Annotated in this window: 34 protein-coding genes; 2 read left to right on the forward strand and 32 right to left on the reverse strand. The window is 59.9% G+C overall.

What is annotated here, in order from left to right; genetic code table 11:
* A partial coding sequence (locus BS629_RS39480; protein WP_205928668.1) for a hypothetical protein occupies positions 1 to 205 on the forward strand: 205 nt, incomplete at its 5' end.
* Here BS629_RS39480 and rplQ read toward each other — a convergent pair.
* The 31 genes from rplQ to rpsL form a co-directional block, all read right to left on the reverse strand.
* Positions 202 to 624 (reverse strand): 50S ribosomal protein L17, encoded by a 423-nt coding sequence (gene rplQ / locus BS629_RS13610; RefSeq protein ID WP_003558556.1) that lies wholly within the window; start codon positions 622 to 624, stop codon positions 202 to 204. The genes BS629_RS39480 and rplQ overlap by 4 nt on opposite strands.
* Before the next feature lie 123 nt (positions 625 to 747).
* On the reverse strand, positions 748 to 1,758 hold the full coding sequence (locus BS629_RS13615; RefSeq protein WP_003547579.1) for a DNA-directed RNA polymerase subunit alpha: 1,011 nt from the start codon (positions 1,756 to 1,758) through the stop codon (positions 748 to 750).
* A gap of 97 nt (positions 1,759 to 1,855) precedes the next feature.
* Positions 1,856 to 2,245, reverse strand: a complete 390-nt coding sequence (gene rpsK / locus BS629_RS13620) for a 30S ribosomal protein S11 (protein ID WP_003547577.1) — start codon at positions 2,243 to 2,245, stop codon at positions 1,856 to 1,858.
* 133 nt (positions 2,246 to 2,378) lie between these two features.
* Positions 2,379 to 2,747 carry a 30S ribosomal protein S13 gene (rpsM, locus tag BS629_RS13625; protein ID WP_003573772.1) on the reverse strand — a complete coding sequence of 123 codons (369 nt, stop codon included), beginning with the start codon at positions 2,745 to 2,747 and terminating at the stop codon, positions 2,379 to 2,381.
* A 222-nt stretch (positions 2,748 to 2,969) separates the two neighbouring features.
* Positions 2,970 to 3,620: an adenylate kinase gene (locus BS629_RS13630; protein ID WP_017963910.1), complete on the reverse strand. Its 651-nt coding sequence runs from the start codon at positions 3,618 to 3,620 to the stop codon at positions 2,970 to 2,972.
* Positions 3,617 to 4,957, reverse strand: coding sequence for a preprotein translocase subunit SecY (secY, locus tag BS629_RS13635; RefSeq protein WP_018241644.1), 1,341 nt, complete (start codon positions 4,955 to 4,957; stop codon positions 3,617 to 3,619). Before secY ends, BS629_RS13630 begins: the two co-directional genes overlap by 4 nt.
* A 235-nt stretch (positions 4,958 to 5,192) precedes the next feature.
* Entirely contained in the window at positions 5,193 to 5,669 is a 477-nt protein-coding gene (rplO, locus tag BS629_RS13640) for a 50S ribosomal protein L15 (protein WP_003547567.1), read from the reverse strand.
* Positions 5,670 to 5,685: 16 nt separating this feature from the next.
* The gene (gene rpmD, locus BS629_RS13645; RefSeq protein WP_003547566.1) at positions 5,686 to 5,895 is read right to left on the reverse strand and encodes a 50S ribosomal protein L30; all 210 of its coding nucleotides are present in this window, start codon (positions 5,893 to 5,895) and stop codon (positions 5,686 to 5,688) included.
* 14 nt (positions 5,896 to 5,909) lie between these two features.
* The gene (gene rpsE / locus BS629_RS13650) at positions 5,910 to 6,479 is read right to left on the reverse strand and encodes a 30S ribosomal protein S5 (RefSeq protein WP_017963908.1); all 570 of its coding nucleotides are present in this window, start codon (positions 6,477 to 6,479) and stop codon (positions 5,910 to 5,912) included.
* A 130-nt stretch (positions 6,480 to 6,609) separates the two neighbouring features.
* Positions 6,610 to 6,972 carry a 50S ribosomal protein L18 gene (rplR, locus tag BS629_RS13655; RefSeq protein ID WP_018241643.1) on the reverse strand — a complete coding sequence of 121 codons (363 nt, stop codon included), beginning with the start codon at positions 6,970 to 6,972 and terminating at the stop codon, positions 6,610 to 6,612.
* Between the two features lie 12 nt (positions 6,973 to 6,984).
* A complete protein-coding gene (rplF, locus tag BS629_RS13660) occupies positions 6,985 to 7,518 on the reverse strand; it encodes a 50S ribosomal protein L6 (RefSeq protein WP_017963907.1) in 534 nt (177 codons plus the stop codon).
* Between the two features lie 42 nt (positions 7,519 to 7,560).
* Positions 7,561 to 7,959 carry a 30S ribosomal protein S8 gene (rpsH, locus tag BS629_RS13665; protein WP_003547562.1) on the reverse strand — a complete coding sequence of 133 codons (399 nt, stop codon included), beginning with the start codon at positions 7,957 to 7,959 and terminating at the stop codon, positions 7,561 to 7,563.
* Positions 7,960 to 7,971: 12 nt separating this feature from the next.
* Positions 7,972 to 8,277 carry a 30S ribosomal protein S14 gene (gene rpsN / locus BS629_RS13670; RefSeq protein ID WP_003547561.1) on the reverse strand — a complete coding sequence of 102 codons (306 nt, stop codon included), beginning with the start codon at positions 8,275 to 8,277 and terminating at the stop codon, positions 7,972 to 7,974.
* Between the two features lie 32 nt (positions 8,278 to 8,309).
* Entirely contained in the window at positions 8,310 to 8,867 is a 558-nt protein-coding gene (gene rplE, locus BS629_RS13675; RefSeq protein ID WP_018067987.1) for a 50S ribosomal protein L5, read from the reverse strand.
* A complete protein-coding gene (gene rplX / locus BS629_RS13680; RefSeq protein ID WP_003547559.1) occupies positions 8,860 to 9,168 on the reverse strand; it encodes a 50S ribosomal protein L24 in 309 nt (102 codons plus the stop codon). Before rplX ends, rplE begins: the two co-directional genes overlap by 8 nt.
* 11 nt (positions 9,169 to 9,179) lie before the next feature.
* Positions 9,180 to 9,548 (reverse strand): 50S ribosomal protein L14, encoded by a 369-nt coding sequence (rplN, locus tag BS629_RS13685; RefSeq protein ID WP_003573790.1) that lies wholly within the window; start codon positions 9,546 to 9,548, stop codon positions 9,180 to 9,182.
* Between the two features lie 259 nt (positions 9,549 to 9,807).
* Positions 9,808 to 10,047, reverse strand: a complete 240-nt coding sequence (rpsQ, locus tag BS629_RS13690; RefSeq protein WP_003547557.1) for a 30S ribosomal protein S17 — start codon at positions 10,045 to 10,047, stop codon at positions 9,808 to 9,810.
* Between the two features lie 12 nt (positions 10,048 to 10,059).
* Entirely contained in the window at positions 10,060 to 10,260 is a 201-nt protein-coding gene (gene rpmC, locus BS629_RS13695) for a 50S ribosomal protein L29 (RefSeq protein WP_018241642.1), read from the reverse strand.
* Positions 10,261 to 10,272: 12 nt separating this feature from the next.
* Positions 10,273 to 10,686 (reverse strand): 50S ribosomal protein L16, encoded by a 414-nt coding sequence (gene rplP / locus BS629_RS13700; RefSeq protein ID WP_003573792.1) that lies wholly within the window; start codon positions 10,684 to 10,686, stop codon positions 10,273 to 10,275.
* A gap of 36 nt (positions 10,687 to 10,722) precedes the next feature.
* Positions 10,723 to 11,454, reverse strand: a complete 732-nt coding sequence (rpsC, locus tag BS629_RS13705) for a 30S ribosomal protein S3 (RefSeq protein WP_003547554.1) — start codon at positions 11,452 to 11,454, stop codon at positions 10,723 to 10,725.
* Positions 11,454 to 11,843 carry a 50S ribosomal protein L22 gene (gene rplV, locus BS629_RS13710; protein WP_003547553.1) on the reverse strand — a complete coding sequence of 130 codons (390 nt, stop codon included), beginning with the start codon at positions 11,841 to 11,843 and terminating at the stop codon, positions 11,454 to 11,456. The genes rpsC and rplV overlap by 1 nt, the downstream gene beginning before the upstream one ends.
* A 2-nt stretch (positions 11,844 to 11,845) precedes the next feature.
* Entirely contained in the window at positions 11,846 to 12,124 is a 279-nt protein-coding gene (rpsS, locus tag BS629_RS13715; protein ID WP_003547552.1) for a 30S ribosomal protein S19, read from the reverse strand.
* Between the two features lie 15 nt (positions 12,125 to 12,139).
* Positions 12,140 to 12,976 (reverse strand): 50S ribosomal protein L2, encoded by an 837-nt coding sequence (rplB, locus tag BS629_RS13720; protein ID WP_018241641.1) that lies wholly within the window; start codon positions 12,974 to 12,976, stop codon positions 12,140 to 12,142.
* An 11-nt stretch (positions 12,977 to 12,987) separates the two neighbouring features.
* Entirely contained in the window at positions 12,988 to 13,281 is a 294-nt protein-coding gene (locus tag BS629_RS13725) for a 50S ribosomal protein L23 (RefSeq protein ID WP_003547550.1), read from the reverse strand.
* Entirely contained in the window at positions 13,278 to 13,898 is a 621-nt protein-coding gene (gene rplD, locus BS629_RS13730) for a 50S ribosomal protein L4 (RefSeq protein ID WP_003573800.1), read from the reverse strand. Before rplD ends, BS629_RS13725 begins: the two co-directional genes overlap by 4 nt.
* Positions 13,899 to 13,911: 13 nt before the next feature.
* The gene (gene rplC, locus BS629_RS13735) at positions 13,912 to 14,553 is read right to left on the reverse strand and encodes a 50S ribosomal protein L3 (protein ID WP_018067989.1); all 642 of its coding nucleotides are present in this window, start codon (positions 14,551 to 14,553) and stop codon (positions 13,912 to 13,914) included.
* Positions 14,554 to 14,592: 39 nt separating this feature from the next.
* A complete protein-coding gene (rpsJ, locus tag BS629_RS13740; protein WP_003547547.1) occupies positions 14,593 to 14,901 on the reverse strand; it encodes a 30S ribosomal protein S10 in 309 nt (102 codons plus the stop codon).
* 154 nt (positions 14,902 to 15,055) lie between these two features.
* Positions 15,056 to 16,231, reverse strand: coding sequence for an elongation factor Tu (gene tuf / locus BS629_RS13745; RefSeq protein ID WP_018241634.1), 1,176 nt, complete (start codon positions 16,229 to 16,231; stop codon positions 15,056 to 15,058).
* Positions 16,232 to 16,299: 68 nt separating this feature from the next.
* A complete protein-coding gene (gene fusA / locus BS629_RS13750) occupies positions 16,300 to 18,399 on the reverse strand; it encodes an elongation factor G (protein ID WP_018241640.1) in 2,100 nt (699 codons plus the stop codon).
* A 29-nt stretch (positions 18,400 to 18,428) separates the two neighbouring features.
* Complete coding sequence (rpsG, locus tag BS629_RS13755) at positions 18,429 to 18,899, reverse strand: 30S ribosomal protein S7 (protein ID WP_003547538.1); 471 nt, start codon at positions 18,897 to 18,899, stop codon at positions 18,429 to 18,431.
* Between the two features lie 77 nt (positions 18,900 to 18,976).
* Positions 18,977 to 19,348: a 30S ribosomal protein S12 gene (gene rpsL / locus BS629_RS13760; protein ID WP_003547537.1), complete on the reverse strand. Its 372-nt coding sequence runs from the start codon at positions 19,346 to 19,348 to the stop codon at positions 18,977 to 18,979.
* A 495-nt stretch (positions 19,349 to 19,843) separates the two neighbouring features.
* Between rpsL and BS629_RS13765 the strand changes: the two genes are divergently transcribed.
* Positions 19,844 to 20,137: a hypothetical protein gene (locus BS629_RS13765; RefSeq protein ID WP_018241639.1), complete on the forward strand. Its 294-nt coding sequence runs from the start codon at positions 19,844 to 19,846 to the stop codon at positions 20,135 to 20,137.
* Positions 20,138 to 20,276: 139 nt separating this feature from the next.
* Here BS629_RS13765 and rpoC read toward each other — a convergent pair whose 3' ends face one another.
* Positions 20,277 to 24,485 carry a DNA-directed RNA polymerase subunit beta' gene (rpoC, locus tag BS629_RS13770; protein WP_018241638.1) on the reverse strand — a complete coding sequence of 1,403 codons (4,209 nt, stop codon included), beginning with the start codon at positions 24,483 to 24,485 and terminating at the stop codon, positions 20,277 to 20,279.
* Positions 24,486 to 24,671 lie beyond the last annotated feature (186 nt).

The raw sequence follows: 24,671 nt of genomic DNA on the forward strand, positions 1-24,671 counted from the left end.
AACTGCTTCCATGGAACTGGACACCGCCGACCATCGACGCTCAAGCGGCGTGACCAGCGGCCTTCACCGTATGCTTACGAAGGAACTGCGGAGAGCGAGTCTGAATGATTTTGCGCAATGGAGCCGGTCTCGTCACTATATCAGAAACAAAAACAGCCGGGCTTTGCAGCCCGGCTGTTCTGTTTCCGCAGGAGCGGAAGATTAAGCGGCGACAGCCTGCTCTTCGGCAGCGACCCGGGCCTTGTCGGCTGCGCCCTTGGCATAGGCATCGCGATCCACGAATTCGATCACAGCCATGGCGGCATTGTCGCCCTGGCGGAAGCCGGCCTTCATGATGCGCAGGTAGCCGCCGTTGCGGGTGGCGTAGCGCGTTGCGATCGTGTCGAACAGCTTCGAGACGACAGCGGCATCGCGGATCTGCGAGATCGCCTGACGGCGAGCGTGCAGGTCGCCGCGCTTGCCGAGCGTGACGAGCTTCTCGACGATCGGACGGATTTCCTTGGCCTTCGGCAGGGTCGTGACGATCTGCTCGTGGGTAATCAGCGAAGCCGCCATGTTGGCGAACATCGCCTTGCGGTGGCTTGCAGTTCTATTCAGCTTGCGGCCGGCTTTACCATGGCGCATTGCTATTCTCCTTTAATGCAGGTGCCCTTACGCTAAGTGGGCCTGCCGTTTCCTGGCACATGCAGGCGATCGGCCTGCTGTTTGACGGGGAAAGGCAGCCGAAAGAGCCTGCCTTTTGTTTTCTCAGTATTGGTCTTCGTAACGCTTGGCGAGATCTTCGATGTTCTCGGGCGGCCATGCCGGCACTTCCATACCGAGGTGCAGGCCCATGGAAGCGAGAACTTCCTTGATTTCGTTCAGCGACTTGCGACCAAAATTCGGTGTGCGGAGCATTTCTGCTTCGGTCTTCTGAATGAGGTCGCCGATGTAGACGATGTTGTCGTTCTTCAGGCAGTTTGCCGAACGGACCGACAGTTCGAGTTCGTCCACCTTCTTCAGGAGAGCCGGGTTGAAAGCGAGTTCGGTGACTGCTTCCTCTTCGGTTTCCTTCTGCGGCTCGTCGAAGTTGACGAAGACGCCAAGCTGATCCTGGAGGATGCGCGCCGCAAAAGCGACGGCGTCTTCGCCGGTGATCGAGCCATCGGTTTCGATGGTCATGTTCAGCTTGTCGTAGTCGAGAACCTGTCCTTCGCGGGTATTTTCAACCTTGTAGGACACCTTCTTGACCGGCGAATAGAGGCTGTCGACCGGGATGAGACCGATCGGAGCATCTTCCGCACGATTGCGTTCGGCCGGAACGTAGCCCTTGCCGTTGTTGACGGTGAACTCCATGCGGATCTCGGCGCCCTCGTCGAGCGTGCAGATGACATGCTCGGGGTTGAGGATTTCGATATCGCCGACCGTCTGAATGTCGCCAGCCGTGACAACGCCCGGGCCCTGCTTGCGCACGACCATGCGCTTTGCATCATCGCCATCCATCTTGATGGCGATTTCCTTGATGTTGAGCACGATGTCCGTCACGTCTTCGCGGACGCCCGGGATCGAGGAGAATTCATGCAGCACGCCATCGATCTGCACCGCCGTGACGGCAGCACCGCGCAGCGAGGAGAGCAGAACGCGGCGAAGCGCGTTGCCGAGCGTGAGGCCGAAGCCGCGCTCCAGCGGTTCGGCAACAAGCGTCGCCCTGGTGCGCGAGCTCGAAGAGAACTCCACCTTGTTCGGCTTGATCAGTTCCTGCCAGTTCTTCTGAATCATGAGTTTGCCTTCCGTTCGTTGCCACCATCCAATCGTGGCAACCGAGCTTGAAAACCACCGGGAGCGCGAAGGCGCTCACCGGTGACGAGAGCGATGATCAGACGCGGCGCTTCTTGCGCGGACGGCAGCCATTGTGCGGGATCGGGGTCACGTCGCGGATGGACGTGATCATGAAACCTGCAGCCTGGAGCGCGCGCAGAGCCGATTCACGACCCGAACCCGGACCGCAAACTTCGACTTCCAGCGACTTCATGCCGTGCTCCTGGGCCTTCTTGGCGCAGTCTTCGGCAGCGATCTGGGCGGCGAACGGGGTCGACTTGCGCGAGCCCTTGAAGCCCTTGGCGCCAGCCGACGACCAGGCGATCGCATTGCCCTGCGCGTCGGTGATGGTGATCATCGTGTTGTTGAAGGTCGAGTTGACGTGAGCGACACCCGACGAGATGTTCTTGCGCTCGCGACGGCGAACGCGGACGGCTTCCTTAGCCATGGTATTCCTTTCGTTGATCTCTTCACCGCCGTAATGCCAGCGGCTACACCGGAACGGCGCCTATATGGTCCCGCTCCAAACTCAAAAGAGGCCGGCGCAGACCGCCAGCCTCCCCACCCCGGTTTCCCGGAAATTACTTCTTCTTGCCAGCGATTGCCTTTGCCGGACCCTTGCGGGTGCGGGCATTGGTGTGCGTGCGCTGACCGCGAACCGGAAGGCCGCGGCGATGACGCAGGCCGCGGTAGCAGCCGAGGTCCATCAGACGCTTGATGTTCATCGCGGTATCACGACGAAGATCGCCTTCAACCTGATAGTCGCGGTCGATGGCTTCGCGGATCTGAAGGACTTCTGCGTCCGTCAGCTGATGCACACGACGTTCGGCCGGGATACCGACCTTTTCGACGATTTCCTGTGCGAATTTCGGACCGATCCCGTGAATGTAGGTCAGCGCGATAACAACGCGCTTCGCAGTCGGGATGTTGACGCCAGCGATACGTGCCACGCCTGTTCTCCTTGCATTCCAGTTGCCATCCGGCAAGTGGGCTTCGTTATGCGGCTCTTGAGAACCGCCCGTTCAGATTTACGTCCGTAACATGTCAAAACGACCGCACCCGGACTTCCCTGGGAAATCCGCGCCGATCGCATGGAATGTCGCGAGTTGGCGCGGTGTTTAGCGGAATCACTGCTGAAAAGCAACCGTTCCGCCAAGTTTATTTTCAAAGCCTTAAAGCTTGGAAAGAATGCTTTCGACCTCGGCCGTCACCTGATCGATCTCTGCCATGCCGTCCACGGACTTGAGCTTGCCCTTGGCATGGTAATAACCGATCAGCGGCGAGGTTTCCTTGTAGTAGACCTGCAGCCGAGCCGTCATGGTCTCCGGGGTGTCATCGGGACGGCGCTTGAAGTGCGTCGAACCGCACTTGTCGCACACGCCCTCAGCAGCCGGAACCTTATCGGTATCGTGATAGACGCTGCCACACTGTGCACAGGAGTAGCGACCGGCAACACGTCGGATCAATTCGTCATCATCGACACGGAATTCAATGACAACGGAGAGGCCGAGACCCTTTGCCTTCAGCATCGCCTCGGTGGCATCAGCCTGGACGAGCGTCCTGGGGAAGCCGTCGAGAATGAAGCCGTTGGCGCAATCGGGTTGATCGATTCGCTCGGAAACGATGGCAATGACGATCTCATCCGAGACGAGCTTGCCGGCGTCCATAACCGCCTTCGCGCGCTTGCCGACATCCGTGCCGGCGTTAACCGCTGCACGCAGCATGTCCCCCGTGGAAAGCTGCGGAATGCCGTGCTTTTCCACGATCCGCTGGGCCTGGGTTCCCTTACCCGCGCCCGGCGGCCCCAAAAGGATAAGTCTCATCGCCCCCTCTTTCCTCCACGCAACTTCGATTTCTTGATCAGGCCTTCGTATTGCTGCGCGATCAGGTGACCCTGGATCTGTGCAACCGTATCAAGAGTTACGCTAACCACGATCAAAAGCGAAGTCCCACCAAGGGCTAATGGAATGCCGGTTTGCGACACCAGAATCTCTGGGAGAATGCAGACGAAGACGAGATAGATCGCGCCGATCACCGTGATGCGGGTCAGCACGTAGTCGATATATTCGGCAGTGCGCTCGCCCGGGCGGATGCCGGGAATGAAGCCGCCATGCTTCTTCAAATTGTCGGCCGTGTCCTTCGGATTGAAGACGATAGCCGTATAGAAGAAGGCGAAGAAGGCGATCAGCGCGCCGTACAGCACCATGTAGAGCGGCTGGCCATGACCGAGGGCCGCGACGATCGATGTCGCCCAGGAAGGCATTGCCGTGGTATTGGCGAAACCCGCGACCGTTGCCGGCAGCAGCAGCAGAGACGACGCGAAGATCGCCGGAATGACACCTGAAGTGTTGAGCTTCAGCGGCAGGTGCGAGGTATCGCCCTGGAACATCCGATTGCCAACCTGCCGCTTCGGATACTGAATCAGCAGCCGGCGCTGGGCGCGTTCGACGAAGACGATGATGCCGATGACGGCGATCGCGACGATGATGACGAGCAGGATGAGGAAGGTCGACAGCGCACCGGTGCGGCCGAGTTCGAGCGTGCCGGCAAGAGCAGTGGGAAGGCCGGCGGCGATGCCGGCGAAAATGATCAGCGAGATGCCGTTGCCGATGCCGCGCGAGGTGATCTGCTCGCCGAGCCACATCAGGAACATCGTGCCGCCAAGCAGCGTCAGAACGGTGGAAACACGGAAGAACCAGCCTGGCTCGACGACGAGGCCCTGACCGCTTTCAAGGCCGGCGGCAATGCCATAGGCCTGGAGCGCACCGAGGATGACGGTGCCATAGCGGGTATACTGGTTGATGATCTTACGGCCCTGCTCGCCTTCCTTCTTGAGGTTTTCGAGCGCCGGCACGACCGAGGTCATGAGCTGCACGATAATCGAAGCGGAGATATAGGGCATGATGCCGAGCGCGAAGATCGCCATGCGCTGAACAGCGCCGCCCGAGAACATGTTGAAAAGGCCGAGAATGCCGCCTGACTGGCCGCGGAAAGCCTGGGCATAGGCTTCGGGATTGAGACCCGGAAGCGGAATATGCGTGCCGAGTCGGTAGACGAGGAGAGCTGCCAGTGTGAACCACAGGCGCTTCTTCAAATCCTCGGCTTTGGCGAAGGTCGAAAAATTGAGGTTGGATGCCAATTGTTCCGCTGCAGAAGCCATGCGTTTCTCCGCGCTACCAATTCCGGCGTCTCTGGGGGACAGACCGGACCCGGAATCAGTATGAAATTATTCAAAACCGGGCTCAGGACGGATTGCGGCGCAACCCCTTGCCTCACCCTTGTTTTCGAGTCTTACCGGCATGACGCGGGCGCGCCAGCCAAGTTTTTGTGAGGCCCACATATGGGAGCAAAATCGCCCGGTGTGAAGCACCCCGGGCGATATATCATCAGATTATTTATTCGGCTGCAGCCGGAGCCGAAAGCAGCGTCACGGTGCCGCCGGCCTTTTCGATCTTCTCGACAGCAGGCTTGGAGGCGCCTGCAACGACGATGGTGATCTTGGCCTTGATCTCGCCGTCGGCGAGAACGCGAACGCCGTCCTTGACGCGGCGGATGACACCAGCAGCCTTGAGGGCAGCTGCGTCAACGGTCGTCTTGGCATCGAGCTTGCCGGCGTCGATCGCCGTCTGGATACGGGCCAGCGACACGACAACAAAATCGGAAGCGAAAATGTTGTTGAAGCCGCGCTTCGGCAGGCGACGATAGATCGGCATCTGGCCGCCTTCGAAGCCGTTGATGGCGACGCCCGAACGGGACTTCTGACCCTTCACGCCGCGACCACCTGTCTTGCCCGAGCCCGAACCGATACCGCGGCCGAGGCGCTTGCGGCTGTGGGTCGAGCCTTCGTTGTCCTTGATTTCATTGAGTTTCATGAGCGTTTCCTCCGTCTCACTTCTCGTCGACGACGCGAACGAGATGCTGGACAGCACGGATCATGCCACGAACCGAAGGAGTATCCTCCAGCGTGCGGCGACGGTGCATCTTGTTCAGTCCGAGACCGATCAGCGTGCGCTGCTGGACGTCCGGACGGCGAATCGGGCTGCCGATCTGTTCGATCGTGACAGTCTTCGCTTCAGCCTTCTTGGTAGCCTTGGCCATCTGTCAAACTCCTCTTATTCTTCAGAGGCGTTGCCGGAGGCGCCACGACGAGCCTGCAGCGTTGCATACTTGATGCCGCGCTGAGCTGCGATGTCCTTCGGGTGAACCTGGTGCTTCAGAGCGTCGAAGGTGGCGCGAACCATGTTGTAGGGGTTCGACGAACCGGTCGACTTGGCGACGACGTCGTGCATGCCGAGCGTCTCGAATACGGCGCGCATCGGACCGCCGGCGATGATGCCGGTGCCGACCTTGGCCGAGCGCAGCAGAACCTTGCCGGCGCCGTGGCGGCCATGAACGTCGTGATGCAGCGTACGGCCGTCACGCAGCGGTACGAAGATCAGCTCGCGCTTGGCGGCTTCGGTTGCCTTGCGGATGGCTTCCGGCACTTCACGTGCCTTGCCATGGCCGAAGCCGACGCGGCCCTTCTGGTCGCCAACGACGACGAGTGCTGCGAAACCGAAACGACGGCCGCCCTTGACGACCTTGGCGACGCGGTTGATCGCGACAAGCTTGTCGACGAATTCGCTATCGCGCTCTTCACGGCTCTGGCGGTCGTCCCGCTGCGGCCTTCTTTCCTGTGCCATTGTCCTCTTCCTTTTTCTTTTCCGGGTGCAATCGGCAAACAAATGTGGACCGCATCAGCCTCCCCTTTCGGAGAGTGCCTGCGGTCCGGCGAAAATCCGGCCGGCGCTTGAGCGTCCGGCCGGAAACTGATCAGAAGGTGAGACCGCCTTCGCGGGCCGCTTCGGCGAGAGCCTTGATGCGGCCGTGATAGATGAAGGCGCCACGGTCGAACACGACTTCCGTAACACCGGCCTTGGAGGCGCGCTCTGCGAGGAGCTTGCCCACAACGGCAGCGGCGGCGGTATCGGCACCGGTCTTCAGAGAACCGCGCAGATCCTTCTCGAGAGTGGAGGCAGACGCAAGCGTCTTGCCGGCCACATCATCGATGACCTGGGCGTAGATGTTCTTCGAGGAGCGATGAACCGACAGGCGCGGACGGCCATTGGCCACCGACTTGAGATGACGGCGCACGCGGTTGGCACGACGTGCAAGTGCTTCTTTCCTGCTAGCCATTTCGCGTGATCCTTACTTCTTCTTGCCTTCTTTGCGGACGATCCGCTCGTCAGCGTACTTGACGCCCTTGCCCTTGTAAGGCTCGGGACCGCGGTATTCGCGGATTTCGGCGGCAACCTGACCGACCTGCTGCTTGTTGATGCCGCTGACGACGATTTCCGTCGGCTTCGGAACAACGATCGAGATACCGACCGGCGGCTCGTAGATCACGTCGTGGCTGAAACCGAGAGCGAGCTGCAGGTTCTTGCCCTGCATGGCGGCGCGGTAACCGACGCCGTTGATTTCAAGCTTGCGCTCGAAACCGTCCTTGACGCCCTTGAAGATGCCTTCGATCATCGTGCGGGACATGCCCCACTTTGCGCGCGCATCCTTGGTCTGGTTCACCGGCGTCACGACGACGGCGTTATTTTCAAGCTTGAGGCTGATTTCGTCGTTAGCAACGAAAAACAGCTCGCCCTTCGGGCCCTTTGCAGTCACCTTCTGGCCATCGACCGTAGCCGTGATCCCAGCAGGCACCTGAACGGGCTTTTTACCGATACGAGACATGTTTCAATCCTGTCTGTTCGCTATGGAGATCCCTGCCCGATCTTAGAAGACCGAGCAAAGAACCTCGCCACCAACGTTCTGTTCGCGAGCCTGGTGATCGGCCATCACACCCTTCGGAGTCGAAAGGATGGTGATGCCGAGACCGTTCGCGACCTGCGGAATGGACTTGACCGAGACATAAACCCGGCGGCCCGGCTTGGACACACGGCCGATCTCACGGATCACCGATGCGCCTTCATAATATTTCAGCTCGATGCTGAGTTCCGACTTGCCATTGCCGAAATCGACAACGGAATAGCCACGGATGTAGCCTTCGGACTGCAGAACATCGAGAACACGTGCACGGAGCTTCGAAGCAGGCGTCGAGACCGACGACTTGCGGCGGGAAGCGCCGTTACGGATGCGAGTGAGCATATCGCCCAACGGATCAGTCATTGTCATGTAACCTGCTCCTTACCAGCTCGACTTGACGATACCCGGCACCTTGCCGAGATTGCCGAGTTCACGCAGCGCAATACGCGACATGCGCAGTTTGCGGTAATATGCGCGCGGACGCCCCGAAACTTCGCAACGGTTGCGAATACGGGTCTTCGATCCATCACGCGGCAGGGATGCCAGCTTGATCGAGGCCTTGAACCGCTCTTCGATCGGAAGAGCCTGGTTCATGATGATCGCCTTCAAACCAGCCCGCTTAGCGGCCTGGTTGGCGACCGTAGTACGGCGGCGCTTGTTCTTTTCAACTGCGCTTGTCTTCGCCATGTCAGGTTCCTTTTCTACGCTCGTCGTTACGGTTATTGACGGAACGGGAAGCTGAACTCTTTCAGAAGAGCCCGTGCTTCGTCGTCGGTCGTCGCCGTCGTGCAAACGATGATGTCCATGCCCCACATCTGATCAACCTTGTCGTAGTTGATCTCAGGGAACACAATGTGCTCCTTGATGCCCATGGCGAAGTTGCCACGGCCGTCAAAGCTCTTCGGGTTCAGGCCGCGGAAGTCGCGAACGCGCGGGAGCGCGATGTTCACGAGGCGGTCCATGAACTCGTACATGCGGGCGCCGCGCAGGGTGACCTTCGCGCCGATCGGCATCTGTTCGCGGACCTTGAAGCCTGCGATAGAGTTACGTGCGCGGGTGATGACCGGCTTCTGGCCGGCGATCGCAGCGAGGTCGGCGGCAGCTACCGTCGGCTTCTTCGAGTCAGCGGTCGCTTCGCCGACACCCATGTTGATCACGATCTTGTCGAGCTTCGGGATCATCATCTCGTTGGCGTAGGAGAACTGCTCCTGCATCGCCTTGCGGATGCGCTCGACATATTCCTTCTTGAGCCGCGGCTCATATTTTGCCTCAGCCATCGATCACTTCTCCAGAACGCTTGGCCACACGGACCTTCTTGCCGTCAACAACCTTGAAACCGACGCGGGTCGGCTTGCCGTCCTTGTCGATGATTGCAACGTTGGACAGGTGAACCGGGGCTTCCTTGTTGATGATGCCGGCTTCCTGGGTCTGCGTCTGGCGCTGGTGGCGCTTGACGACGTTGACGCCACGAACAACGGCACGATCTTCCTTCGGCATGACCTGGACAACTTCGCCGGTACGGCCCTTGTCCTTGCCAGCGAGCATGACGACCTTGTCGCCCTTACGAATCTTCTGCATCGCTTCGCTCCTTACAGTACTTCGGGAGCCAGCGAGATGATCTTCATGTGGTTCTTGGCGCGAAGTTCGCGCGGAACCGGTCCGAAGATACGGGTGCCGATCGGCTCTTTCTTGTTGTCGATGAGGACTGCTGCGTTGGTGTCGAAGCGGATGACGGAGCCATCCGGACGACGGATATCCTTAGCGGTGCGAACGACAACCGCCTTCATCACGTCACCCTTCTTCACACGGCCGCGCGGGATCGCTTCCTTGATCGAAACGACGATGACGTCGCCGATCGAGGCATACTTGCGCTTCGAGCCGCCCAGCACCTTGATGCACATGACACGACGTGCGCCGGAATTATCCGCGACGTCGAGGTTTGTTTGCATCTGAATCATATCAGGTCGCCTTCTTGGTTTACCGGAATGGTTGGGCTAGCCCCCTACTCCGGCTTATGAAAATTTTCGCCGGCCGAGCTGCCATGACGGCAGCACAGACGCGGCAATAGCTGAATAGCGCGGGATCGATCGTGCCAGGGTGGTTTCCCGAACGGGACCTTCCGTGCGCTCAAAGCAAAAGAACGCCCGGCATTCGAGCGTTCTGACGCTGCTTCATACAGATATTTCGGCGAGACGCAAGGCCTCGCGCAAAATTCTGTTACTTGCCCTGGGCGGAAATCACCGTCCAGCGCTTGTCCTTGGAAATCGGCGCGCATTCCTCGATGGATACGGTATCGCCGATCTTGTACTGGTTGTTCTCGTCGTGGGCCTTGTACTTCTTGGAACGACGAACGGTCTTCTGGAGCAGCGGGTGAGCGAAACGACGCTCGACACGAACCACTACCGTCTTCTCGTTCTTGTCGCCAACGACGACGCCCTGCAGGATGCGCTTCGGCATATTTTTCTTCCTTTAGGCCTTAACTTCTGCCGCCTTCTGGCGGGCAATGGTTTTCACGCGGGCGATATCCTTACGGACTTCGTTGATGCGCGAGGACTTTTCGAGCTGGCCGGTTGCCTTCTGAAAGCGCAGGTTGAACTGCTCTTTCTTCAGCTTGGCAAGCTCGTCCTTGAGTTGGTCAGCGCTGAACGCGCGAACGTCTGAGGCTTTCATGAGCTCAATCCCTTACTCTGCAATGCGCTGAACGAAGCGCGTCTTGACCGAGAGCTTGGCAGAGCCGAGGCGAAGCGCCTCACGGGCGATTTCTTCGCTGACACCGTCGATCTCGAACATCATACGGCCGGGCTTGACCTTGCATGCCCAGTATTCAACGGAGCCCTTACCCTTACCCATACGGACTTCGGTCGGCTTTGCGGTTACCGGAACGTCCGGGAACACGCGGATCCATACACGGCCGGCGCGCTTCATATAACGCGTGATCGCGCGGCGGGCCGCTTCGATCTCGCGCGCGTTGACGCGGTTGGGTTCCTGTGCCTTCAGGCCGAATTCGCCGAATGCCAGGTCAGAACCGCCCTTGGCGACGCCCTTGATGCGGCCCTTGAACTGCTTGCGGTACTTGGTACGCTTTGGCTGCAACATTTTCTTATTCTCCGAACTTCTCTGCCACGCGCGCTATCAAGCGTTGTCGCGGCGACGGTCTCTGTCGCGGTCACGATCACGGCTTGCCGGACCCTGGGCGTCACCTTCCATCGCACGGCGCTCGGAAGCCATCGGATCATGCTCAAGGATTTCGCCCTTGAAGATCCAGACCTTGATGCCGCAGATGCCGAATGCGGTTTCTGCTTCAGCCGTGCCGTAGTCGATGTCGGCGCGCAGCGTGTGCAACGGCACACGACCTTCGCGGTACCATTCCGTACGGGCGATTTCAGCACCGCCGAGACGGCCGGCGCAGGTGATCTTGATGCCTTCGGCGCCAAGACGCATCGCCGACTGAACGGCGCGCTTCATGGCGCGGCGGAAAGCCACGCGACGCTCGAGCTGCTGGGCGATCGACTGAGCGACCAGCGTCGCATCGACTTCGGGCTTGCGCACTTCGACGATGTTGAGGTGCGTTTCCGAATTCGTCATCTCCGACAGCTTCTTGCGGAGCTTGTCGATGTCTGCGCCCTTGCGGCCGATGATCAGGCCCGGACGTGCCGAGTGGATCGTGACCCGGCACTTCTTGTGCGGACGCTCGATGACCACCTTGGAGATCCCGGCCTGCTTCAGTTCGCTCATGACGAACTTGCGCATCTTCAGGTCTTCGTGCAGCAGTTGGCCGTACTCGGCATTGTCCGCAAACCAGCGGCTATCCCAGGTACGGTTGATGCCGAGGCGGAAACCGATTGGATTGATTTTCTGACCCATTATGCGGCCTCCTCTGCTGCCTGCACTTCACGAACGACGATCGTCAGGTGCGCGAAGGGCTTTTCAATGCGCGACGCACGACCGCGGCCACGAGCGTGGAAACGCTTCATGACGATCGACTTGCCCACATAGGCCTCGGCGACAACCAGCGAGTCGACGTCGAGATCGTGGTTGTTCTCGGCGTTGGCGATCGCAGATTCGAGCGTCTTCTTGACGGCGCCTGCGATGCGCTTGCGGGAGAACTCCAGCTCAGCGAGTGCGCGCTCGACCTTCTTGCCGCGGATAGCCGCAGCAACCAGGTTGAGCTTCTGGGGGCTGACGCGGAGCGTGCGGGCGACTGCTTGCGCCTCGTTGTCCTTCAGCCGGCGTTCGGCTTTTGCCTTGCCCATTGTTACTTCCTCTTCGCCTTCTTGTCCGCGCCGTGACCGTAGTAGGTGCGGGTCGGAGAGAATTCACCGAATTTGTGGCCGACCATGTCTTCATTGACGCTGACCGGGATATGCTTGCTGCCGTTGTAGACGCCGAAGGTGAGACCGACGAACTGCGGCAGGATCGTGGAGCGACGGCTCCAGATCTTGATCACTTCACTGCGACCGCCTTCACGAACCTTCTCAGCCTTCTTGAGAAGATAGCCGTCAACGAACGGACCTTTCCATACTGAACGAGCCATTGGAGACTTCCTCTCTTACTTCTTACGCTGATGACGCGAGCGCATGATCATCTTGTCGGTCGACTTGTTCGACCGGGTGCGCTTGCCCTTGGTCGGCTTGCCCCACGGTGTCACCGGATGGCGACCACCAGAGGTGCGGCCTTCACCACCGCCGTGCGGATGGTCGACCGGGTTCATGACAACACCGCGGTTATGCGGACGCTTGCCGCGCCAAACGGTACGACCGGCCTTGCCGTCGTTGATGTTGGCGTGGTCAGGGTTGGAGACGGCGCCGATCGAAGCAAGGCAGGAGCCATGAACGAGACGCTGTTCACCGGAGTTCAGGCGAAGGATCGCCATGCCCTGGTCGCGGCCGACGAGCTGTGCGTAGCCACCGGCGGAGCGAGCGATCTGACCACCCTTGCCCGGCTTCATTTCCACGTTGTGGATGATGGAGCCGACCGGGATGAACTGCAGCGGCATGGTGTTGCCGGGCTTGACGTCGACAGCCTTCTCGGAAGCGATAACCTTGTCACCGGCAGCCAGGCGCTGAGGAGCGAGGATATAAGCCTTTTCGCCGTCAGCATAGTTCACCAGCGCGATGAAAGCCGTGCGGTTCGGATCGTATTCGATACGCTCGACCGTGCCTTCGATGTCGAACTTGCGACGCTTGAAGTCGATCAGACGATAGGTGCGCTTGTGACCGCCGCCGATGAAGCGGGCAGTGATGCGACCGAGGTTGTTACGACCGCCGCTCTTGGTCAGACCTTCCGTCAACGCCTTGACCGGCTTGCCCTTGTAGAGGGCCGAGCGGTCGACGATGACCAGCTGGCGCTGGCTCGGGGTGATCGGATTGAATGTTTTCAATGCCATTTTCTTATACCTCAGAGACCGGTGGAGACGTCGATCGTCTGGCCTTCAGCCAGCGTCACAACAGCCTTCTTCACGTCCTTCTGCTTGCCGACGAAACCGCGGAACCGCTTGGTCTTGCCCTTGCGCAGCAGAGTGTTGACAGCCGTGACCTTGACGCCGAACAGCGCCTCGACCGCAGCCTTGATTTCCGGCTTCGTCGCCTGCTTGGCGACATTGAAAACAACCTGGTTGTTTTCGGATACCAGCGTGGATTTTTCGGTGATCGCCGGAGAGACGATCACATCGTAGTGGCGAAGATCGGTCACTTGAATCGCTCCTCTAGCGCTTCAACCGCAGCCTTGGAAAGCACGAGCTTGCCGCGGCGCACGATGTCGTAAACGTTGATGCCCTGGATCGGCAGAACATCGATGTTCGGGATGTTCTGAGCTGCGAGCTTGAAGTTGCCGTCAAGCTCTGCGCCGCCGATGAAGAGGGCGTTGGTCAGGCCGAGCGTCTCGAAAACGGACGCGAGAGCCTTGGTCTTGGCTTCGGTGGCAACCAGGTTGTCGATGACGATGACGTCATCGGCCTTGATCTTGGCCGAAAGGGCGTGGCGAAGGCCGAGTGCACGAACCTTCTTCGGAAGATCGTGCTCGTGGCTGCGGACGACCGGGCCGTGGGCCTTGCCGCCGCCGCGGAACTGCGGAGCGCGAGCCGAATGGTGGCGGGCGCGGCCCGTACCCTTCTGCTTGTACATCTTGGCGCCGGTGCGCGAAACTTCAGCGCGGCCCTTAGCCTTATGCGTGCCCTGCTGCTTCTTGGCAAGCTGCCAGCGAATGACGCGGGCGAGAATGTCTTCACGGGGCTCGAGGCCGAAAATCGCGTCCGAAAGGGAAACCTTCCCGGCGTCTTTTCCCTCGAGGGTCTTGACGTTGAATTCCATTGATCTGGCTCCCTTACTTCGCGGCCGACTTGACGGCGTCGCGCACGATGATCCAAGCACCCTTGGAACCAGGAACAGCACCCTTGATCAGGATCAGACCACGATCTTCGTCGGTCGAAACCACTTCCAGGTTCTGCGTCGTGACGCGCGTCTGGCCCATGTGACCAGCCATCTTCTTGTTCTTGAAAACCTTGCCCGGATCCTGACGCGAGCCGGTCGAACCGTGCGAGCGGTGAGACACCGACACACCGTGCGTGGCACGCAGACCGCCGAAACCGTGACGCTTCATGGCGCCGGCAAAACCCTTACCGATCGTCGTGCCCGTCACGTCGACGAGCTGACCGGCTGCAAAGTGACCCGCCTTGATCTCAGTGCCGATCTCGAGCAGCTGATCTTCCGATACGCGGAATTCAGTGAGCTTGGCCTTCGGCTCGACGTTGGCAATGGCAAAGTTGCCACGCATCGCCTTCGACGTGTTCTTCACCTTCGCCTGGCCGGCACCGAGCTGAACTGCGGTATAGCCATTCTTTTCGACAGTGCGCGTGGCTACGACCTGGCAGCCTTCCATACGCAGTACCGTTACCGGGACATGCTCGCCGGCGTCGTTATAGACGCGGGTCATTCCCACCTTCTGTGCAATCACACCTGAACGCATCGGTTCAATCCTTCTCACTCAGCCCGAAGACCCGAGGTCTCAGAGCTTGATCTCAACATCGACACCGGCGGCGAGATCGAGCTTCATCAGCGCGTCTACCGTCTGCGGGGTCGGGTCAACGATATCGAGAAGGCGCTTATGCGTGCGCATCTCGAACTGTTCGCGGCTCTTCTTGTCGATGTGCGGGGACCGGTTGACCGTAAACTTCTCGATGCGGGTCGGAAGCGGAACGGGGCCCCGGACGCTTGCACCGGTGCGCTTAGCCGTCGATACGATCTCGCGCGTGGAGGCATCGAGAATCCGGTGATCGAACGCCTTCAGGCGGATGCGGATATTCTGGCCGTTCATTCGACTTTATCCTTGTGTCTGTTATCCGCGTGTCACCACTTAGGGACACGACTTACCTTCAGTTACGTTAGCGGGCCACCGGTTTCAAAGATCGAGAGGGACACCGAGATCGGCGTCCCTATCCTTTCCTTGGGCCTGGTGGCCCAGCCGCCAATTACTCGACGATCGACGCGACGATACCGGCGCCGACGGTGCGGCCGCCTTCGCGGATGGCGAAGCGCAGCTTTTCTTCCATCGCGATCGGAACGATCAGCTCGACGGCAACCGTGACGTTGTCGCCCGGCATCACCATCTCCGTGCCTTCCGGCAGCGTCACAATGCCCGTCACGTCGGTCGTGCGGAAGTAGAACTGCGGACGGTAGTTGGTGAAGAACGGCGTATGACGGCCACCCTCTTCCTTCGTCAGGATGTAGGCTTCTGCCATGAACTTCTTGTGCGGCTTGACAGAGCCGGGCTTCGCCAGGATCTGGCCACGCTCGACGCCGTCACGGTTCACACCGCGGATCAGCGCACCGATGTTGTCGCCAGCCTGGCCCTGATCGAGCAGCTTGCGGAACATTTCAACGCCGGTCACCGTCGTCTTCGAGGTCGGACGGATGCCGACGATCTCGACTTCTTCGCCAACCTTGACAATGCCACGCTCGACGCGGCCGGTCACAACCGTGCCGCGGCCCGAGATCGAGAACACGTCTTCGATCGGCATCAGGAACGGCTGGTCGATCGGACGCTCAGGCGTCGGGATGTAGGCGTCAACAGCAGCCATCAGTTCGCGGATCGCGTCTTCGCCGATCTTCTTGTCCGAGTCTTCAAGAGCAGCAAGTGCCGAACCCTTGACGACCGGGATATCGTCGCCCGGGAAGTCGTAGGACGACAGCAGTTCGCGAACTTCGAGCTCGACCAGCTCGAGAAGCTCGGCGTCGTCAACCTGGTCGACCTTGTTCAGGAACACCACGATTGCCGGAACGCCGACCTGGCGGGCCAGCAGGATGTGTTCGCGCGTCTGCGGCATCGGGCCGTCAGCGGCCGAGCACACCAGGATCGCGCCGTCCATCTGGGCAGCACCGGTGATCATGTTCTTGACGTAGTCGGCGTGGCCGGGGCAGTCGACGTGCGCGTAGTGGCGGGCCGGCGTCTCATACTCGACGTGCGCCGTCGAGATGGTGATGCCACGGGCCTTTTCTTCCGGAGCCGCGTCGATCTGATCGTACGCCTTGTACTCACCGAAGTACTTCGTGATCGCTGCCGTCAGAGACGTCTTGCCGTGGTCAACGTGGCCAATCGTGCCAATGTTGACGTGCGGCTTGTTGCGCTCAAACTTACTCTTTCCCATTTTCGGGTCTCCATTTTGCTAGTCCCCGAAGGGATCTAATTCTTGTTATCGGTCAATTGGTATTCCGGTCACTTCTGACCGGAATACTTTGCCTGGATTTCAGTTGCGACGTTCGACGGGACCGGCGAATAGTGATCGAAGGTCATCGTGTACTGGGCGCGGCCCTGGGACATGGAGCGCAGGTTGTCGACGTACTTGAACATGTTCGCGAGCGGGACGTTCGCGTTGATGACGACGGCGATACCGCGGCTTTCCTGGCCCTGGATCTGACCGCGACGGGAGTTCAGGTCGCCGATAACGTCGCCGACGTAATCTTCCGGGGTGACGACTTCGACCTTCATCATCGGCTCGAGCAGCTGAGCGCCGGCCTTCTTGGCTGCTTCACGGAAGCAGGCACGCGATGCAATTTCGAAGGCGAGAACCGAGGAGTCAACGTCGTGGAAGGCACCATCGATGAGGGTCGCCTTGACGCCGAGCATCGGGAAGCCTGCCAGCGGACCCGAAGACAGAACGCTTTCGATGCCCTTCTGGACGCCGGGGATGTATTCCTTCGGAACGGAACCGCCGACGATCTTCGATTCGAACTTGAATTCGTCGCCGTCCGGGTTCGGTTCGAAGACGATCTTGACGCGCGCGAACTGGCCGGTACCACCGGACTGCTTCTTGTGCGTGTAGTCTTCTTCATGCGTCCGGGTGATGGTTTCGCGGTAGGCAACCTGCGGCGCGCCGACAGTTGCTTCGACCTTGAATTCACGACGCATGCGGTCGACGATGATGTCGAGATGCAGTTCGCCCATGCCGGCGATGATGGTCTGGCCGGATTCCTGGTCGGTCTTGACGCGGAAGGACGGATCTTCAGCAGCCAGGCGGTTGAGCGCGAGGCCCATCTTTTCCTGGTCGCCCTTGGTCTTCGGCTCGATGGCGATCTGGATGACCGGCTCCGGGAATTCCATGCGCTCGAGGATAACCGGCTTCAGCGGATCGCAGAGCGTGTCGCCCGTCGTGGTTTCCTTGAGGCCGGCGAGAGCGACGATGTCACCTGCGAAGGCTTCTTCGATGTCTTCACGCGAGTTGGAGTGCATCTGCAGCATACGGCCGACGCGCTCGCGCTTGTCCTTGACCGTGTTGATGACCGACGCGCCCTTTTCAAGCTTGCCGGAGTAGATGCGAGCGAAGGTCAACGAACCGACGAAGGGGTCGTTCATGATCTTGAAGGCGAGCATGGAGAGCGGCTCGCTGTCATCGGCATGACGCTCGATTTCAGCTTCCGTCTTGAAGTCGATGCCCTTGATCGCCGGGATGTCCATTGGCGACGGCAGGTAGTCGACAACGGCGTCGAGCAGCGGCTGCACGCCCTTGTTCTTGAAGGCGGTGCCGCAGAACATCGGGTGGAACTTGACGTCGATCGTGCCGCGGCGAACCAGTGCACGGATCTGCTCGTTGTCGGGCAGAATGCCTTCGAGGTAAGCTTCGGTGGCGGCTTCGTCGATGTCGACAACCGTCTCGATCAGCTTTTCGCGATATTCTTCAGCCTTAGCCTTCATGTCCTCGGGGATCTCGACGACATCCCACTGGGCGCCGAGCGACTCGTCGCGCCAGATGAGTGCGTTCATCTCGACCAGGTCGATGACGCCCTTGAATTCGGTTTCTGCACCGATCGGCAGCTGCATGACGACAGCCGTTGCACCGAGACGGGTCTTGATCATCTCGACGGAGCGGTAGAAGTCGGCGCCGGTCTTGTCCATCTTGTTGCAGAAGATCATCCGCGGGACATTATACTTTTCGGCCTGGCGCCAGACGGTTTCCGTCTGCGGCTCAACACCGGCGTTGGCGTCGAGCAGCGCGATGGCGCCGTCGAGAACGCGCAGCGAACGCTCGACTTCAATGGTGAAGTCGACGTGGCCGGGAGTGTCGATGATGTTGAAGCGGCGCATTTTGCCGTCACGGCCCTTCCAGAAGGTCGTGGTGGCAGCAGAGGTGATCGTGATACCACGCTCCTGCTCCTGCTCCATCCAGTCCATGGTGGCTGCGCCGTCGTGGACTTCGCCGATCTTGTGCGACTTGCCGGTGTAATAAAGAATACGCTCGGTGGTCGTGGTCTTGCCGGCGTCGATATGCGCCATGATACCGAAATTACGGTAGTCTTCGATCTTATATTCGCGAGCCATTGTGGACTGCCTTTCGATACCGTTCGGAATTACCAGCGATAGTGCGAGAACGCGCGGTTGGCGTCAGCCATCTTGTGCGTGTCTTCGCGCTTCTTGACGGCGGAGCCGCGGTTGTTGGACGCATCGAGCAGTTCGCCGGAAAGGCGGTCAACCATAGTCGTTTCATTGCGCTTGCGGGCAGCAGCGATCAGCCAACGAATAGCAAGAGCCTGGCGGCGCTCCGGACGAACATCGACGGGGACCTGATAGGTCGCACCACCGACACGACGCGAGCGAACTTCAACGTGCGGGGCAATGTTCTCAAGCGCAGAATGGAAAACCGTGAGCGGCTCCTGCTTGGACTTGCCATGAACAACGTCGAACGCACCGTAGACGATGTTTTCAGCAACGGACTTCTTGCCGTCGAGCATGATGGCATTCATGAACTTGGTGACGACGAGATCACCGAACTTCGGGTCCGGATTGATCTCGCGCTTTTCTGCTTTATGACGTCTGGACATAGTTTTGTCTCTTCAACCGTTAAGGCGCTTCATGACGCGGAGGACCTCGCGCAGCGCCGGATTATTCAAAAGCCGAATTACTTCGGACGCTTCGCGCCGTACTTGGAGCGGCGCTGCTTGCGGTTCTTGACACCCTGGGTATCGAGAACGCCGCGGATGATGTGATAACGGACACCCGGAAGGTCCTTAACGCGGCCGCCACGGATCATGACGACGGAGTGTTCCTGAAGGTTGTGACCTTCGCCGGGGATGTAACCAATGACTTCGAAGCCGTTGGTCAGGCGGATCTTTGCGACCTTACGCAGAGCCGAGTTCGGCTTCTTCGGCGTCGTCGTGTAGACGCGCGTGCAAACGCCGCGCTTCTGCGGGTTCTCCTGGAGTGCGGGAACCTTGTTACGCTTTACGTTCGCCTGGCGAGGCTTGCGGATCAGCTGGTTTACGGTAGGCATTCAACCATCCCTTACGTTTTATCTCAGTACCCTTGCGGGCTTGAACTCGCGCCGTCTCCGGCAGTGACGCACTCTCCGTCAATGCGCAAAATATGGCCCGATCCGCTTCCGCAGATGGACCACAAGGAGCAGAGGACGCATAAAACATGCGTCGTGCGTGCAGCATCATGACTTCAACGTGCGTTTAGAACCTTGTTTGAGGTGAACTTCAGGGCGCGTCGCCCCGAACAGCCAAGCCTCACATGGGATCTGATGGCCGGGGTACTACTGGTTTCCACCCGTCTCGTCAAGGCCGGTTAAGAAATAAACTCGCCGTATCGCCTTGATATGGCGGCCCAACGCCCTGTTTCATCCTTCTAGACGAATTCACGGCTATGCACCAAGATAAAAACTTGGGCATTGCAGCAAAAACAGCTAAGGAATCAGCAATTGCGGCGTTCGGCCCTCACAGCAGGATTCGAGCGACCGAATCGTCAAAGAGCCGAAGGACAGGCGATGATCACGACACCTGATAACGACAATAATTTCGACGGCCCGATGATCTTCATCATTATCGGCAAGGGCTACGAGTCCGACGCCGGCGAAGGCATCGACCTGCACATCATGCTGAAGGCGCCTGACGACGACACCGCCGTACGCGAGGCCTTGAACGCCCTTGCCGAGGAAGGCTTCATCGAGGCCGATCTCGACCAGATCGGCATGCTGACCGAGGTCCCGGCCGAAGAGCCGCACGCCTCTGCCTATCAGGGCGCCGTCGAAGGCGAAGTCGCGATCATCCGGTTCAACTGAAAGGAGCCGCCGCTGACGCTGTCAAGGCAGCCTAAGCGAAGCAGCGCCTCCCTCCCCGCCAGACCAGTCAGAGCAAATAAAACAAAAACCGCCCGGATCGCTCCGGGCGGTTTTTCAATTCGTCGACTTCAGCCGCGGATTATTCCGCAGCCGGAGCCTTTTCGGCCATGTCCTGCAGCATCGGCGTGGCAACGGCAGCACCCGTGCCCTTGCGGCGCTCTTCGAGGATCATCTCGTCGCGCGACGTGGCGATGCGGCGGATCTGGGTCATGGTACCGCCGGTACCGGCCGGGATGAGGCGGCCGACGATGACGTTTTCCTTCAGACCCTGCAGACCGTCGGTCTTGCCGGCGATTGCAGCTTCCGTCAGCACCTTGGTCGTTTCCTGGAAGGATGCGGCCGAGATGAAGGACGGGGTCTGCAGCGACGCCTTGGTGATGCCGAGAAGAACCGGATCGCCGTAGGCTGGCTTCTTGCCCTGCTCGATCAGATGATCGTTGACGTCTTCGAGCTCGATCCGGTCGACATTGTCGCCGACGATATAGGTCGAGTCGCCTGCATCGGTGATTTCCACCTTCTGCAGCATCTGACGGACAATCACCTCGATGTGCTTGTCGTTGATGACGACGCCCTGCAGGCGGTAGACTTCCTGGATCTCGTTGACGAGGTAGGAGGCCAGAGCCTCCACGCCCTTGATCGCCAGGATGTCGTGCGGAGCCGGGTTACCGTCGAGGATGTAGTCACCCTTTTCGATATAGTCGCCTTCCTGAAGGTGGAAGGGCTTACCCTTCGGGATCAGGTATTCGACAGGCTCGACACCGTCTTCCGCCGGCTCGATGATGACGCGACGCTTGTTCTTGTAGTCGCGGCCGAGACGGATCGTACCATCGATCTCTGCGATGATGGCGTGGTCCTTCGGACGACGGGCTTCGAACAGCTCGGCAACACGCGGCAGACCGCCGGTGATGTCCTTGGTCTTGGCGCTTTCGAGCGGCGAACGGGCGAGAACGTCACCCTGGGAGACCTTCGTGCCCGGCTCGACCGACAAGATCGCATCGACCGAGAGCAGGAAGCGGGCATCACCACCACGGGACAGCTTGGCGATATTGCCGCTGGCATCCTTGATGACGATCGCCGGCTTGAGGTCCGAGCCGCGCGGGGTCGAACGCCAGTCGATGACCTGACGCTTGGTGATGCCGGTCGATTCGTCGGTCGCTTCCAGAACGGAGAGACCGTCGACCAGATCTTCAAACTGAACGGTACCGGCCACTTCCGTCATCATTGGACGGGTGTAGGGGTCCCACTCTGCCAGACGCTGGCCGCGCTTGACCTTGTCGCCTTCGTCGACATGCAGCTTCGAACCGTAGGCCACACGCTGCGACGACCGCTCGACACCACGTTCGTCCAGGATCTGGACGGTCATGTTGCGGCCCATGGCAACGAGATTGCCATCGGAGTTGCGCAGGATGTTGCGGTTCTTGATCTGCACCGTACCTTCGTACGAGGCTTCAAGGAACGACTGGTCGACCACGGTTGCCGTACCGCCAAGGTGGAAGGTACGCATGGTGAGCTGGGTGCCCGGCTCGCCGATCGACTGAGCAGCGATGACGCCGACGGCTTCGCCCATATTGACCGGCGTACCGCGCGCGAGGTCGCGGCCGTAGCAGACAGAGCAGACGCCCGTCTGGATTTCGCAGGTCAGTGCCGAGCGGATGCGGATCGACTGGATGCCGGCCTTTTCGATTTCGACGACGTCGGGCTCGAGGATCATCTTGCCGGCATCGACGATGCGCTCACCCGTGACCGGATGATCGATGTCGTCGAGCGCCGTGCGGCCGAGGATACGGGCGCCGATCGAGGCAACCACCTGGCCGGCATCGACGATGGCGGTCATGGTGAGGCCCGTCTGCGTTCCGCAGTCGACATGCGTGACGATGCAATCCTGCGCGACGTCGACGAGACGGCGGGTCAGGTAGCCGGAGTTGGCGGTCTTCAGGGCGGTGTCTGCCAGACCCTTACGGGCGCCGTGCGTCGAGTTGAAGTACTCGTTGACGGTCAGGCCTTCCTTGAAGTTCGAGATGATCGGGGTCTCGATGATTTCGCCCGACGGCTTGGCCATGAGGCCACGCATGCCGCCCAGCTGGCGCATCTGGTTCGGAGAACCGCGGGCACCGGAGTGGCTCATCATGTAGATCGAGTTCATCGGCTTCTGGCGACCGGTCTTCTCATCGAATTCGACCGCCTTGATGCGCGCCATCATCTCTTCGGCGACCTTTTCGGTCGCCTTGCCCCAGGCGTCGACAACCTTGTTGTACTTCTCGCCCTGGGTGATGAGGCCGTCATTGTACTGCTGCTCGTATTCCTTCACCAGATTTTCGGTGTCGGCAACGATCTTGGCCTTGGCATCCGGAATGACCATGTCGTCCTTGCCGAACGAAATGCCGGCGCGGCAGGCGTGGGCGAAACCGAGCTGCATGATGCGGTCGCAGAAAATGACCGTGTCCTTCTGGCCGCAATGGCGATAGACCGTGTCGATCATCTTCGAGATGTTCTTCTTGGTCATTTCCTGGTTGCAGATATCGAAGGGCACCTTGCCGTTCTTCGGCAACAGTTCACCGATGAGCAGACGGCCAGGCGTCGTCTCGTAGATCTTCGAGTAAGGCTTGCCATCCTCGTCGACCGACTTGAAGCGGCCGCGGATCTTGGTGTGCAGCGTCACGACCTTGCTTTCGAGAGCGTGATGCAGCTCGCCGAGATCGGAGAAGGCCATGCCTTCACCCGGCTCGTTCTGGTTGAGGATCGACAGATAGTAGAGACCGAGAACCATGTCCTGCGAGGGAACGATGATCGGCGCGCCGTTGGCCGGGTGCAGGATGTTGTTGGTCGACATCATCAGCACGCGGGCTTCGAGCTGGGCTTCGAGCGACAGCGGCACGTGAACGGCCATCTGGTCACCGTCGAAGTCGGCGTTGAAGGCCGTGCAGACGAGCGGATGCAGCTGGATCGCCTTGCCTTCGACCAGGGTAGGTTCGAAGGCCTGGATGCCCAGGCGGTGCAGCGTCGGTGCGCGGTTCAAGAGAACCGGATGCTCGCGGATGACCTCGTCGAGGATATCCCAGACTTCCGGCTTTTCCTTTTCGACCAGCTTCTTGGCCTGCTTGACGGTCGAGGAGTAACCCTTGGCGTCGAGGCGGGCATAGATGAACGGCTTGAAGAGCTCGAGCGCCATCTTCTTCGGCAGGCCGCACTGGTGCAGCTTCAGTTCCGGACCGGTGACGATGACCGAACGACCGGAATAGTCGACGCGCTTGCCGAGCAGGTTCTGACGGAAGCGGCCCTGCTTGCCCTTCAGCATGTCGGAGAGCGACTTCAGCGGACGCTTGTTGGCGCCGGTGATGACGCGGCCGCGGCGGCCGTTGTCGAACAGCGCGTCAACGGATTCCTGCAGCATGCGCTTTTCGTTGCGGATGATGATGCCAGGCGCACGAAGCTCGATCAGGCGCTTCAGACGGTTGTTGCGGTTGATGACGCGGCGGTAGAGATCGTTCAGATCCGACGTCGCGAAACGGCCGCCGTCGAGCGGAACCAGCGGACGCAGGTCCGGCGGGATGACCGGAACGACCTTCATGATCATCCATTCCGGACGATTGCCCGACTCCATGAAGTTCTCGACGATCTTCAGGCGCTTCATCAGCTTCTTCTGCTTGAGATCCGACGTGGTGTCGGCAAGCTCAGCGCGCAGGTCGCCAGCGATCTTCTCGAGGTTCATCGAGGCCAGCATCTCGTAGATCGCCTCGGCGCCGATCATCGCGGTGAACTGGTCTTCGCCGTATTCGTCGACGGCGAGCATGTACTCTTCTTCCGAGAGGAGCTGGTGCTCCTTCAGGGCGGTCAGGCCCGGCTCGGTGACGATGTAGTTTTCGAAGTAGAGGACGCGCTCGACATCCTTCAGCGTCATGTCGAGCAGCGTCGAAATGCGGCTCGGCAGCGACTTCAGGAACCAGATATGGGCAACGGGAGCGGCGAGCTCGATATGGCCCATGCGCTCACGGCGAACGCGCGACAGCGTGACTTCGACGCCGCACTTTTCGCAGATGATGCCCTTGTACTTCATGCGCTTGTACTTGCCGCACAGGCATTCGTAGTCCTTGATCGGCCCGAAGATGCGCGCGCAGAACAGACCGTCGCGTTCCGGCTTGAACGTACGGTAGTTGATGGTTTCCGGCTTCTTGATCTCACCGTAAGACCAGGAGAGGATCTTCTCCGGAGACGCGATCGAAATCCGAATAGAATCGAAATTCTGTGCAGGCACCTGCGGATTGAAAAGATTCATGACCTCTTGGTTCATGCCTGTCTCCTTCATGGGCTAAAGCGCCCTTAAAATGCGATGGTCGGCGGCAAATTCCCGGGAGCCGCCTCCCTCGCTTAAACGAGAATAACCGCGAGATGCGGCGAAACTTCCCTTCCGGGCCGACACGGATACGGCGCCCGGCGGGACCGGCGTGCGCCGCATTGGCAGCGCACGCCCTATCAA

It is taken from the genome of Rhizobium leguminosarum bv. viciae USDA 2370 (genome assembly GCF_002008365.1).
GTDB lineage: Bacteria > Pseudomonadota > Alphaproteobacteria > Rhizobiales > Rhizobiaceae > Rhizobium > Rhizobium leguminosarum.